Genomic DNA, 11,777 nt, shown 5'->3' with positions numbered 1-11,777 from the left:
TGGATGGCGCCGACGAGCCCCCATGGATGGGTTCACGGCGTGTCCCGAAAGGGCCCCACCCCCGCAGGCCGTGCACACAACCAAAAACAGCCGACCAACATCGAAGGCCCAAAAAGCCCAACGCACCGAAGCGAGCCCAAAAAAGCCCCAGCGGCCGCAAGGCCGCAAAAACCACCCCCCCTCCCACCATGTGGGAGAATATCCAGGCCGCCCCTTGCGGTGTCCCTTCCGCTCCCAAGACGCCCCATGACCCAGCCCACCCGCCGCCAGCTGGCCAACGCCATCCGCTTCCTCGCCGCCGACGCGGTCGAAACCGCCAAGTCCGGCCACCCCGGCATGCCCATGGGCATGGCCGACATCGCCGAAGTGCTCTGGAACGACTTCCTGCGCTACAGCCCCGCCGACCCGAAGTGGTTCAACCGCGACCGCTTCATCCTCTCCAACGGCCACGGCTCCATGCTGCAGTACGCCCTGCTGCACCTGACCGGCTATGACCTGCCGATCGAGGAGCTCAAGCACTTCCGCCAGCTGCACAGCAAGACCGCCGGCCACCCCGAGCGCAGCGAAACCCCCGGCGTGGAAACCACCACCGGCCCGCTCGGCCAGGGCTTCGCCAACGCCGTCGGCTTCGCGCTCGCCGAGAAGCTGCTCGCCCAGCGCTACAACCGCGACGGTCACGCCATCGTCGACCACCGCACCTTCGTGTTCATGGGCGACGGCTGCCTGATGGAAGGCGTCTCGCACGAAGCCGCCTCGCTCGCCGGCACCTGGGGCCTGGGCAAGCTGGTCTGCTTCTGGGACAACAACCACATCTCCATCGACGGCAACACCGATGGCTGGTTCACCGACAACACCCCCGAGCGCTTCGAAGCCTACGGCTGGCACGTCATCCGCGACATCGACGGCCACAACCCGGATGCGATCAAGGCCGCCATCGAGCAGGCCCTGTCCGAGGAAGGCAAGCCGACCCTGATCTGCTGCCGCACCATCATCGGCTTCGGCGCCCCGACCAAGGCCGGCAAGGAGTCCTCGCACGGCGCCGCGCTGGGCAAGGAAGAACTGGAAGGCGCGCGCAAGGCGCTGGACTGGCCGTACGGCCCGTTCGAGATCCCGCAGGCGATCTACGACGGCTGGAACCACGTCGCCGCCGGCAAGCACGACCAGGCGCAGTGGCAGCAGGGCTTCGAAGCCTACGAGAAGGCCTTCCCGTCCGAAGCCGCCGAGCTGATGCGCCGCTACCACGGCGAGCTGCCGGCCGACTTCCTCGCCCAGGCCGACGCCTTCATCGCCAAGGCCCAGGCCGATGGCCAGACCATCGCCTCGCGCAAGGCCTCGCAGCTGACCATCGAAGCCTTCGCCCCGCTGCTGCCGGAAATCGTCGGCGGCTCGGCGGACCTGGCGCACTCCAACCTGACCCTGTGGAAGGCCAGCAAGTCGGTCGCCACCACCGACCCGAACGCCAACTACGTCTACTACGGCGTGCGCGAGTTCGGCATGACCGCCATCGCCAATGGTCTGGCACTGCACGGCGGCTTCATTCCGTTCGACGCCACCTTCCTGGTGTTCAGCGACTACGCCCGCAACGGCGTGCGCATGAGCGCGCTGATCCCGGCCCATGCCATCCACGTCTACACCCACGACTCGATCGGCCTGGGCGAAGACGGCCCGACCCACCAGCCGGTCGAGCACCTGGCCTCGCTGCGCTACATCCCCAACAACGACGTGTGGCGCCCGTGCGATGCCGTCGAGTCGGCGGTGAGCTGGAAGGCCGCCATCACCCGCAACGACGGCCCGAGCTGCCTGGTGTTCAGCCGCCAGAACCTGCCGCACCAGCCGCGCAGCGACGAACAGGTCAAGCAGATCGAACGCGGCGGCTACGTGCTGGCCGACGCCGAAGGCGGCACGCCGGACGTGATCCTGATCGGCACCGGTTCGGAAGTGGGCCTGGCCGTCGAGGCCAAGAAGCAGCTCGACGCCGCCGGCCTGAAGACCCGCGTGGTCTCCATGCCGTCGACCGACGTGTTCGACCGCCAGGACAGCGCCTACCGCGAATCGGTGCTGCCGAACGCGGTGCGCAAGCGCGTGGCGGTGGAAGCCGGCGTGACCGGCTTCTGGCGCAAGTACGTCGGCCTGGACGGCGACGTGGTCGGCATCGACACCTTCGGTGCCTCCGCGCCGGCCGAAGTGCTGTACAAGCACTTCGCCATCACCACCGACCACGTGGTGGCGGCGGCGAAGGCGCTGTAAGCCTGCCGTCCCCGTGATGCGCGAAAGGCCGGCGGAATTCCGCCGGCCTTTTGTTTTTGCGCGAGGGCGCTTCGCTCAGAGCGCCTGCCCGTCGTGCAGCACCGGATAGGGATTGAGCGCCTCGCCTTCCCACCAGTGCCGTTCCGGGCCCAGCTTGAAGATCGCGAAGTGCAGGTGCGGTGCTTCCGCGCTGGCGTTGCCGGTGCTGCCGACATAGCCGATCACCTGGCCGCGGCGGATCGTCTGCTTCTCCGCCAGCCCGTCCGCATAGCGCTGCAGGTGCGCGTAGTAGTACGCATAGCGGCCGCTCGGTTCGAACTGGTAGATCGTCAGCCCGCCGCGCTGGCTGTCGAACAGTTTTTCCACCGTGCCGTCGGCCACCGCGAGCACCGGCGTGCCGGCGGCGGCCATGATGTCGATGGCATCGTGCACGCGGCCTTCGCTGCGCGCGTCGGTGAAGGTGTCATGCAGGTCGGCGCGGGTGATGCCCTGTACCGGCAGGAGCAGGGCGTTGCCAGGGACGGGCTCGGGGACAGCCGTGGGCGCGGGCGCTGAAGTCGACACCGGCGCCACGCCGACATGGCTGGCCTCCGCGGCGGGCGCGACGGCGGGGGGCGCGGTGGCAGCCGGCGTCGCCGGCAGGGCGACGCGCTCCGGTGCCACGGGCACGGGGGCGGGCGCCGGCACGGCGGTGGCATCCACCGCACTTCCGGTCGCCTGCGCGAACGCCTGGTTGATTTCCGTGCCGGTGGATACGGTGTCCGGCCCGTACAGCCACCAGTATCCGGCCGCACCCACGAGCAAACCGCACGCCACCAGTGCCAGCGTCTTCATCGCCTCACTCCTGCAGGATGGCCGGCACGGAAGCATCCACCACGCCGGCGACGGTGAGCGCATCCCAGTTGGTCAGGCGGATGCAGCCGTGCGATTCGGTCTTGCCGACATGCCCGGGCTCGGGCGTGCCGTGGATGCCGTAATGCGGCTTGGACAGATCGATCCACACCGGGCCGACCGGATTGTTGGGGCCGGGCGGCAGCGTCGCCTTCTTGTCGCTGCGGCTCGCGTCCCAGAACAGCTTGGGGTTGTAGTGGAAGGGCGGGTCGCGCGAGATGCCGAGGATCTTCCAGCGCCCGATCGGCAGCGGGTCATGCGTGCTGCCGGTGGAGGCGGGGAACTGCGCGTAGACCTTGCCCTGCGCATCGCGCAACGACACCGTCGAATCGGACTTGTCCACCACCAGCGTCGCCGCCTTCGGCAGTGGCGCGCCGCCGCCCACGGCCGGCACGCGCAGCACGGTGCCGGCGCGGGTGAAGTCGGCCTGCGGGTTGAGCGCGCGCAGCAGCGCCGGGCTGGCATGGAAGCGTTCGCCCAGGGCTTCCTCGATGGACTGGTAGCCCATCGCCGGCAGCTTGGCCTGGTCGGCAGGTTCCTTCGGCGTGGGTGTGTAGGGGCCGGCCACGTCGGTGTCGGTCAACGTGTAGTCGGCCAGCATCGGCGCGGTGTCGCTGGACAACGCCTGCCAGGTGGCGTCGTCGAGCTCGCCGCTCGGCTTGAGGTCATGCGCGCGCTGGTAGCCGGCCACTGCGCGGCGCTGGTTGGAACCCGCAAGCGCGTCGATCTCGCCCGGCGAAAAATGCGCGCGATCCAGCAACACCTGCGCGGCGAAGTTTGAGCGCGGGCCGATATCCGGCGGCGTGATGCCTGGCGCGGCGGCGGGCGCCTGCGCGGCGGCGATCAGCGGCGCGCAGAACAGCAGCAGCGCAAGCGGGCGTGAGGATGACGTGCACATCGGCATGCGGGAAACTCCTGCGGAACATGGCCGCAGCTTGCCGTGCCTACTTGCGCGCGACGCGTGAAAACCTCGCCGCGCGGCTGAAGCTGCGTTCAATGCGCGGTGCGCGCGAGCGCATGGCGGACCAGCCGTGCCTGCAGCTTTTCCGCGATACCGCTTGGCGCATCGAGGTCCATCCGCCGCATCGCCTCCGCGTCGTTTGCGAGCGGGCCACCCAGCACGCCGGTGAGCAGCGTCAGCTTTCCGCCCCACGTCGCGCTGCCCTGCTTGAGCCAGGCGAGGGCACGCAGCACGCGCTGCTCGACGTCGGTGAAATCGCTGCCGAGCGGGTAATCCGGCAGCGTGCCATCGGCACGGAACGGGGCCAGCGCGGCGGCCAGGGCATCGGGCGTGTTGCGCTGCCAAGCGTCCGGCGCGGCGAAATCCTCGCGCAGCTTTCGCGCGGCTTTGGCGGAGGCCAGCAGGCCCTGCTGGAAAGGCACTTCGGCAATCGCGGTCATCGCGATCACGCAGGCCTCGTCGGTGGCGCCGAGCAGGTCGGCGATGCCGTACTGGTTGACGTAGATATCGCGCAGGTGGCGCGGGATGGTGGCGTGGCCATAGGCCCAGCGCACGTTGGATTCGACGTGCCCGGCGACGTCGGTACGGCTGGCGCGCAGCATCAGCACGCTGCGCGCGTCTTCCAGCGCGTGCGACATCGCCACGAAGTTGTATTGCCCGCCCACGCCGGACACGATGCGGCCATCCTCCAGGCCGTCCGAGGCCGCCGCGCCCAACGCGGTGGCGATCATGCAGCTGTTGAAGAAGCGCGCTTCGCGGCGCTGCAGGCGTTCGAGTGCTTCGTGGCCACCGTAGAGCTGGTTGATCTCACTGATGCGGCGCATGCCGATGCCATGGCCGCCATCGCCGTTCTCGCGCAGCCAGTCGTAGAACTCGTGCGAGCCGAGGTAGAAGGCGCCATGCAGGAATTCGCCTTCGCGTTGCAGTCGGGCGTGGTCCTCGGCGGTCGCCGTGCCGTCGTGCAGGCGCTGCATCAGCGCGGCGTCGTCATGCACGCGGCGGTGGATCACCCCGGTCTGCACGAGGCGGCGGAAGCCTTCGTTGAGCATTTCGCTGCAGCCGTACAGGCCCTGCTCGAAGGGGTCGAGCCCGCCGTGGTCGCGCACCAGCGGGTGCGATTCCAGCCCCGGATCCAGGGCGCGCAGCACCGCGCGGTAGCGGGCATTGTCGGTATGGCGCAGCACCAACGCATGGCTCAACGCATCGGCCAGCGTGCCGATGCCGATCTGCAGCGTGCCGCCATCGCGCACCAGCGTGCTCGCATACAGGCCGATGGCGTAGTCCGCGTCGCCCACCGGCTGGCGGGGCAGGGCGAACAGCTTCGGATGCGGGCCGGGCGGGTCGACCACCACGTCGAAGAAATCATCCGCCACCACGGCCGAGCCGGCGATCCACGGCAGCGCGGGATCCACCTCGGCCACCATCAGCGGCCGCGGCAGGCCGCGCCGCGCGATGGTCTCGAGCAGGTCCTGGGTGAGGTCGTTGTTGCACGACAGCGATAGCCGCGTGCCGCCGGGTTCGCGCGCCACTTTCTGCACCACCAGGTTGGGCGCGCGCATCGCCACCGCGTCGGCGGCCATCGTGTAGTTGAGGCTGGTGTAGGCGCGCTGGGCCTGGCGCGAGGACAGCATCGCGCCGGACTGCATGTAGAACTCTTCCACTTCGATATGCGCCGGCAGCGCGTCGCGGCGCATCGCTTCCACGTAGGCCAGGCGCGGGAAGTCGTCGCCGAAATGCCGCTGCGCGAACGGCCCGAGGAAGCGGCCTTCCAGGCCGCCGGCCTGGCCGGGCGGGTCGAGCGAGAGCGCGGTGTACAGCTGCATCGGGCGCGACGGGTCGGCGGCCACGCGGGCATACAGCGCATTGATCAGCCGATGCGGTTTGCCCAGGCCGAGCGGTGCGCCCACGCGCAGCGGGCCGGCCACGCGTTGGAGGATCAGGTCGGTGGCGGCGTGCAGGTCTTGGACGGATTCGATCATGTTCCGAGCGTAGCCCAGCGCCCGTCCAGGACGCATGCGGCGGAGTGACCGGGGCTTGACACGCAGTTCGATTACGCGCGTAATCGGGAAAAATTTACGGGTGTAATCGCATGGCCGAATCCTTGACGATCAGCGAAGCCGAAGCAGTGGTGATGCAGGTGCTGTGGGACCGCCATCCGCTGGCGGCCGAGGAGGTGTTCGCCGCGCTGTCCACGCACAGCGGCTGGGCCGAGCCCACGGTGAAGACCCTGCTCAACCGCCTGCTCAACAAGGGCGCCATCGCGGCGGAGAAGCAGGGGCGCCGCTACCTGTACTCGCCCCGCATCGAACGCGCGCAATGGGTGGCGCAGCAGAGCGAGGGCCTGCTCGAACGCCTGTTCGGCGGCCGCGTCGCGCCGCTGGTGGCGCACTTCAGTGCGCGCGGAAAACTCAGTGCCGAGGACATCGCCGAACTCAAGCGGCTGGTACGGGAGCTGGACGATGAGGGCTGACCCGGCCGCGTTGCTGTTGCTCACCGCGGTGTTCAGCGCCGCGTGTGGCTTGGTGCTGGCGTTGCGTCCGCTGGCACGCCGCCTGGGCGGTGCCGGGGCGGCCTACGGCCTGTGGTGCCTGCCACCGCTGATGCTCCTGACGTTGGCGATCCCCGTGCCGCCGGAAGTCGTGCGGCCGATGCGCGAACTCGGCGCATTGCCGGCGGCGGTGCTGCAGGCCGGTGCGATCCAGACCGAAGGCCACGCTTCAACCCTCTGGCTCGCGGCGTGGCTGCTGGGCGCCGTGGCCTGCCTGGGCGGGCAGCTCGCGCGGCAGTACCGCTTCATGCGCGCGCTCGGCCCGCTGGCACGCGTGCCGCATCCGCGCCTGCCGCTGTATCGGGCGGCGCACGATGCGGGCTTGCCGGCGCTGGTCGGGCTGTGGCGTCCGCGCATCGTGGTGCCGCCGGATTTCGAAAGCCGTTATGCCCCCGCGCAGCGCGCCCTGCTGCTGCGTCACGAACAGGTACATCGCCAGCGTGGCGACCTGCCGTGCAACGCGCTGGCCATGCTGCTGCTGTGCCTGCAGTGGTTCAACCCGCTCGCGTACTTCGCGCTGCGCGCGTTCCGCCGCGACCAGGAGATGGCCTGCGACGCGCGCGTGCTGGCGTGCCGCCCACGCCAGCGCCGCGCTTATGCCGAAGCGATGTTGATCGGACACTTCGACGCACCGTTGCCGCCCCTCGGATGTCCTTGGCCTTCGCGCCACCCGCTCAAGGAGAGAATCGCCATGCTCAAGCAGCCCCTGCCTTCGCCGCGCCGTCGCGTCGCTGCCGTGTTGTCCATTGGCCTGCTGGCTGCCGGAGGTGGCTATGCGGCGTGGGCGGCGCAACCGGCCGCGCCGGTCGTGGCGGCGGAAAGCGCGTCCTATCGCACCGACGTCGTACTCACCATCGACGGCGAGCGCCACGAGTTCGCGCTGGTGGAACGCGCCGGCCAATGGCTGGGATTTGGCGGCGAAGGCCGCCAGGGCCACTGGCAGGCCGAACTGCGCTGGACCGCGCTGGGCGATGGCCGCATGCAGGTGGACATGAAACTCGCGCTCGCGGGCAAGCCGGTCTCCACGCCGACGCTGATCGTGACGCGGGCCGATCCCGTGGCGACCATCGACGTCACCAGCGGCGACGGCGGCTCGCATTTCACTGCTGCCTTGCGCGTGACCCCCGCCCATGCCCCGGCGAAGGTCACCGAAGTGGCGATGCAGTCGCTGCCGCCGCCGCGCTACCCGAAGGAAGCCTATGAGCGCAGCCTGGGCGGGCAGGTCATGCTGCGCGTGGACGTGCGGGCCGACGGCAGCGTGTCGAACGTGGTGGTCGAATCCTCGAAGCCCGCGGGCGTGTTCGATGCGGTCTCGGTCGAGGCCGCGCGCCAGTGGCGCTTCCGTCCCGAGATGAAGGAAGGCAAGCCGGTCGCGGGCCAGGTGCGCGTGCCGGTGACCTTCGAGATGGATCCCACGCCGCAGGACGTCGGTGGCAGCGCGATGGCGTCGCGTTGATGCGGGCCGCGGGCGGGCTGGTGCTGGCGGTGATGCTGGCCGGCTGTGCGAGTATGCCGGATGCCTACCAGGACACCCGCAGCGATGTTGTGGACCAACGCCTGCTGTCGCCCTCCGTGGCAGCCGCTGGCGCCGCGCGCATCGAAAGCTATGCCATGCAGCCGCAGCAGGCGTTCCGCATGCCGCTGCTGCATGACAACGTCGATCCCGCCTTGCCCGCCGATACCCCGCGCACGAACCTGCCGCCGACCACGGTGTGCGTGCGCGTGATCATCGACGCGCAGGGCGCCGTGCAACGCACCGAGCCGCTGCTGGACCGCGCCGAATGCGCGGCGGGGGCCGATGCCTCGAACAGCGACCTGCTGCAAGCGGTGGAGCGCGCCGCGCTGACCTGGCAGTACGAACCGGCGGCCATCTGCCATTACCACGACGTGGCGCCCAAGCGGCCGGGCGATTGCGCCGACGCCGATCGCATCGAGCCGGTGCCGGTCACGCTCAACTATGCCTTCACCTTCCAGATGGAGCGCGGGCAGATGCGCGTGCAGCGCGCCGGGCGCTGAGGCGCGTCACAGCATCTCGGGCAGGAACATCCGTTTGCGCGAGATATCCGGCCCGGAGACCATGAAGCGGCCATCGCCGCGGTAGTGCACCGTGCGCGGCGTCTTTGGCCGGTGCGCTACATGCGCGCGCACGACCTCCCAGATGAAGAGGTTGTGCTTGTTGATCTGGCTGCCGTCATGCAGCCGGCATTCGAAGCTGGCCCAGCACTCGCGGATGCGGGGCGCGGCCACGGCCTCGCCCGGCGTGGTGCTCAGGCCGAAGGACGCGAACTTGTCGATCTCCGCGCCGCTGCTGTTACCGATACGCACCACCGTGTCCACGATATCGACCGTGGGCAGGTTGATGACGCATTCGCGCGACCGCTTCGCCAGTTCGAAGCTGTGGTTTTCATTCCACAGGTAGCAGGCCCACAGCGAAGGCGAAAAGCCCATCACCATGTGCCAGCCGAGCGTCATCACGTCGCGCTGGCCGCGCCAGGCCGTGCTGACAAGCACGATCGGGCCGGGTTCGAGGAAGCGGCGCACGTCCTCGACGGGGAAGGGATGTTGCCGGTATTGCTTCATGCCAGTTCCTGCGGTGGACAAAACTTCATCACATGCCGATGCGTGTGAAGCGAAGGTCGCCGATGCGTGATCGTCAGATGGATTTCACGTTGCCGTCATCGCCGCTGGGGATGAATGCCCGCTGTCTCTTGCCCGGACACAGGGGGGCGTGCATGGGACGCGCCGGGTCGTGCGCTCCCCCGCGGGCACGTCGGCGCACGCAGCATGTTTCCCGCGGGAAAGGGCGCAGGGAGCTGGGCGATGGACCGTTCGACCGCGATCGTGGCGGCGCTGCCGCTGCTGTGGGTGTCTGGCCTGGCCTGCGCGCAGGACACGGTGCAGAGCTTGCGTGCGGAAATCGCCAACGTCGAGCAGACGCTGCAGTCGCTCAACGCACGACTCGATGCGCTGGAAGGCAAATCTCCCGAGCGGCAGGCGGCACCCGCGCCCGCACCCGTCGTCGCCGGCGCAGCTGCACCGGTAGCCGCAGCCGGCACGTCACCTCCGCCCGCCACCGTGCCGTACGCGCAAGCGACGCCGCCGGGCTATCACAGCGTGCTGCCACCGCGTGACTCGGTGGCCGATCCTTCGACCGCCGCCTCGCGCGCGGACAACACCGTCTCGCCGACCGACCCCGAGCTCAAGGGCTTCTTCGCCATTCCCGACACCGACACGATGATCCGCCTGGGCGGCTACGCCAAGCTCGATGCCATTGCCGATGCGCGCGCGGCCGGCGACCAGGAGCAGTTCGTCACGTCCACCATTCCGGTCGGCAGCCCGAACCGCGACACCTCCAACTTCGAGGTGCACGCCAAGCAGACCCGTTTCAGCTTCGAGGCGCGCCGCCCGACCACGCACGGCAACCTGCGCTTCTACCTGGAGAACGACTTCTTCGGCAGCAGCGACAGCTACGAATTCCGCCTGCGCCACGCCTACGGCCAGCTCGGCAACACCTACGCCGGCTATGGCTATTCCACCTTCATGGACGCCGATTCGCTGCCCGATACGCTCGACTTCGCCGGCCCGGGCGGCGCGGCCTACCTGCTGGTGGCCGGCATGCACCACAGCTTCTCGATGGGCAAGGGCAACACCTTGACCCTGGGCGCGGAGAATCCGGAAACCGAGCTGGACCATCCCGGCGTCGAAGCAGTCAGCATGGACCGCGTGCCCGACCTGAGCCTGGTGGCGCGCATGGAGCGTGACTGGGGCCACCTGCAGCTGGGCGCCGTGGCGCGCAGCCTCGGCTACAACGCCGATGGCCACAAGGAAACCACCTATGGTGGCGGCGCGTCCTTCAGCGGCTCGTTCACCTTCTCCGAGCGCGAGCTGCTGCTGTTCGGCCTGCTTGGCGGCAAGGGCATGAGCCGCTACACCGCCGACCTCACCGGCTCGGGCCTGGATGCGGCCATCGCCGCCGACGGCGACCTCGAAGCCCTGCCGGTCTACGGCGGCTTCGTCGGCTACACGCATTACTGGACGCAGATGTGGCGCTCCAACCTCGTCTACGGCGAACTGCACCTCGATGGCCAGGACGCGCTGGCCGCCGATGCCTTCAAGCGCAGCCGCTACGGCGCGCTCAACCTGATCTGGAGCCCGGCGCCCTCGTGGACGATGGGCATGGAACTGCTCTACGGCCAGCTCGAGCAACAGGACGGGCGCAGCGCCGACACGATGCGGCTGCAGGGCAGCCTGCAATACAACTTCATCAAGTGACGCCGGTCCACGGCCGTCACGGCCGCGGCGGGGCGACGACCCACGAGGAGTGATGGCCATGGCGCAGGGCAAGAAAATCGGCGTGGTGGGGGCGACCTTCCTGGTCGCGGGCAACATGATGGGCTCGGGCGTGTTCCTGCTGCCTTCCAGCCTGGCCAAGATCGGCACCGCCTCCATCTGGGGCTGGCTCATCACCACCGCCGGCGCGCTGCTGCTGGCGTTCGTGTTCGCCAAGCTCGGCAAGCTCTCGCCGCAGGCCGGCGGCCCGTATGCGTATGCGCGCGACTGGTTCGGGCCGTACATGGGCTTCCAGACCAACACCATCTACTGGTTCGCCAACTGGATCGGCAATGTCGCCATCCCGATCGCGGCGGTGGGCTACTTCAGCTACTTCTTCCCGGTGCTCTCGCAGCCGCTGGTGCGCTGCGTGGCGGTGCTGGTGCTGGTCTGGCTGCTGACGTTCGCCAACATCATCGGCCCGCAGTTCGTCAGCCGCGTGCAGACGCTGACCACCAGTTTCGCGCTGGTGCCGATCCTGGGCATCGCGATCGGCGGCTGGTTCTTCTTCAAGCCGGAGCTGTTCGAAGGCGCGTACAACGTCTCCGGGCAGTCGAATTTCGGCGCCATCTCCAGCGCCGCCGCGCTCACGCTGTGGGCCTTCATCGGCGTGGAATCGGCCTCGGTGACCGCCGGCGTGGTGGAGAACCCGGAGAAGAACGTCGCCCGCGCCACCCTGGCCGGCGTCGCGCTGGCGGCGGTGGCCTACATCGCCAGCTCGGCGGTGATCATGGGCATGGTGCCCAACGCGGACCTGCAAACGTCCGATGCGCCGTTCGCGCTGGCCGCCGCCAATGCCGG

The 11,777-nt window shown here is 69.2% G+C and carries 10 protein-coding genes; 6 read left to right on the top strand and 4 right to left on the bottom strand.

Annotation, left to right across the window (positions count from 1 at the left end):
* Positions 1-246: 246 nt before the first annotated feature.
* On the top strand, positions 247-2,247 hold the full coding sequence (gene tkt, locus ARC20_RS14515) for a transketolase (RefSeq protein ID WP_057648362.1): 2,001 nt from the start codon (positions 247-249) through the stop codon (positions 2,245-2,247).
* A 75-nt stretch (positions 2,248-2,322) separates the two neighbouring features.
* Here tkt and ARC20_RS14510 read toward each other — a convergent pair whose 3' ends face one another.
* The 3 genes from ARC20_RS14510 to ARC20_RS14500 all read right to left on the bottom strand — a co-directional run bounded on the left by ARC20_RS14510 (position 2,323) and on the right by ARC20_RS14500 (position 6,078).
* Positions 2,323-3,081 (bottom strand): M23 family metallopeptidase, encoded by a 759-nt coding sequence (locus tag ARC20_RS14510; protein ID WP_057648360.1) that lies wholly within the window; start codon positions 3,079-3,081, stop codon positions 2,323-2,325.
* Positions 3,082-3,085: 4 nt separating this feature from the next.
* On the bottom strand, positions 3,086-4,036 hold the full coding sequence (locus ARC20_RS14505; RefSeq protein WP_057648365.1) for a L,D-transpeptidase family protein: 951 nt from the start codon (positions 4,034-4,036) through the stop codon (positions 3,086-3,088).
* A gap of 95 nt (positions 4,037-4,131) precedes the next feature.
* Positions 4,132-6,078 (bottom strand): acetyl-CoA hydrolase/transferase C-terminal domain-containing protein, encoded by a 1,947-nt coding sequence (locus ARC20_RS14500; RefSeq protein ID WP_057648358.1) that lies wholly within the window; start codon positions 6,076-6,078, stop codon positions 4,132-4,134.
* Positions 6,079-6,200: 122 nt separating this feature from the next.
* Here ARC20_RS14500 and ARC20_RS14495 point away from each other — a divergent pair, with 122 nt between their 5' ends.
* The 3 genes from ARC20_RS14495 to ARC20_RS14485 are packed head-to-tail and all read left to right on the top strand — an operon-like array spanning position 6,201 to position 8,663.
* Positions 6,201-6,569, top strand: coding sequence for a BlaI/MecI/CopY family transcriptional regulator (locus tag ARC20_RS14495; protein WP_057648364.1), 369 nt, complete (start codon positions 6,201-6,203; stop codon positions 6,567-6,569).
* Positions 6,559-8,103 (top strand): TonB family protein, encoded by a 1,545-nt coding sequence (locus ARC20_RS14490; protein WP_081418215.1) that lies wholly within the window; start codon positions 6,559-6,561, stop codon positions 8,101-8,103. The genes ARC20_RS14495 and ARC20_RS14490 overlap by 11 nt, the downstream gene beginning before the upstream one ends.
* Entirely contained in the window at positions 8,103-8,663 is a 561-nt protein-coding gene (locus ARC20_RS14485; RefSeq protein WP_057648353.1) for a hypothetical protein, read from the top strand. The genes ARC20_RS14490 and ARC20_RS14485 overlap by 1 nt, the downstream gene beginning before the upstream one ends.
* Before the next feature lie 6 nt (positions 8,664-8,669).
* Here ARC20_RS14485 and ARC20_RS14480 read toward each other — a convergent pair whose 3' ends face one another.
* The gene (locus ARC20_RS14480; RefSeq protein WP_057648352.1) at positions 8,670-9,227 is read right to left on the bottom strand and encodes a flavin reductase family protein; all 558 of its coding nucleotides are present in this window, start codon (positions 9,225-9,227) and stop codon (positions 8,670-8,672) included.
* Between the two features lie 240 nt (positions 9,228-9,467).
* Here ARC20_RS14480 and ARC20_RS14475 point away from each other — a divergent pair, with 240 nt between their 5' ends.
* A complete protein-coding gene (locus tag ARC20_RS14475; RefSeq protein ID WP_057648350.1) occupies positions 9,468-10,919 on the top strand; it encodes a DcaP family trimeric outer membrane transporter in 1,452 nt (483 codons plus the stop codon).
* A gap of 58 nt (positions 10,920-10,977) precedes the next feature.
* On the top strand, positions 10,978-11,777 hold an 800-nt coding region (locus tag ARC20_RS14470; protein WP_152983961.1), incomplete at its 3' end, for an amino acid permease.

Source organism: Stenotrophomonas panacihumi, from assembly GCF_001431645.1.
Taxonomy (GTDB): Bacteria; Pseudomonadota; Gammaproteobacteria; order Xanthomonadales; family Xanthomonadaceae; genus Stenotrophomonas_A; species Stenotrophomonas_A panacihumi.
The sequence above is the reverse complement of the archived record's forward strand: the minus strand, read 5'-3'. Positions and strand labels throughout refer to the sequence as shown.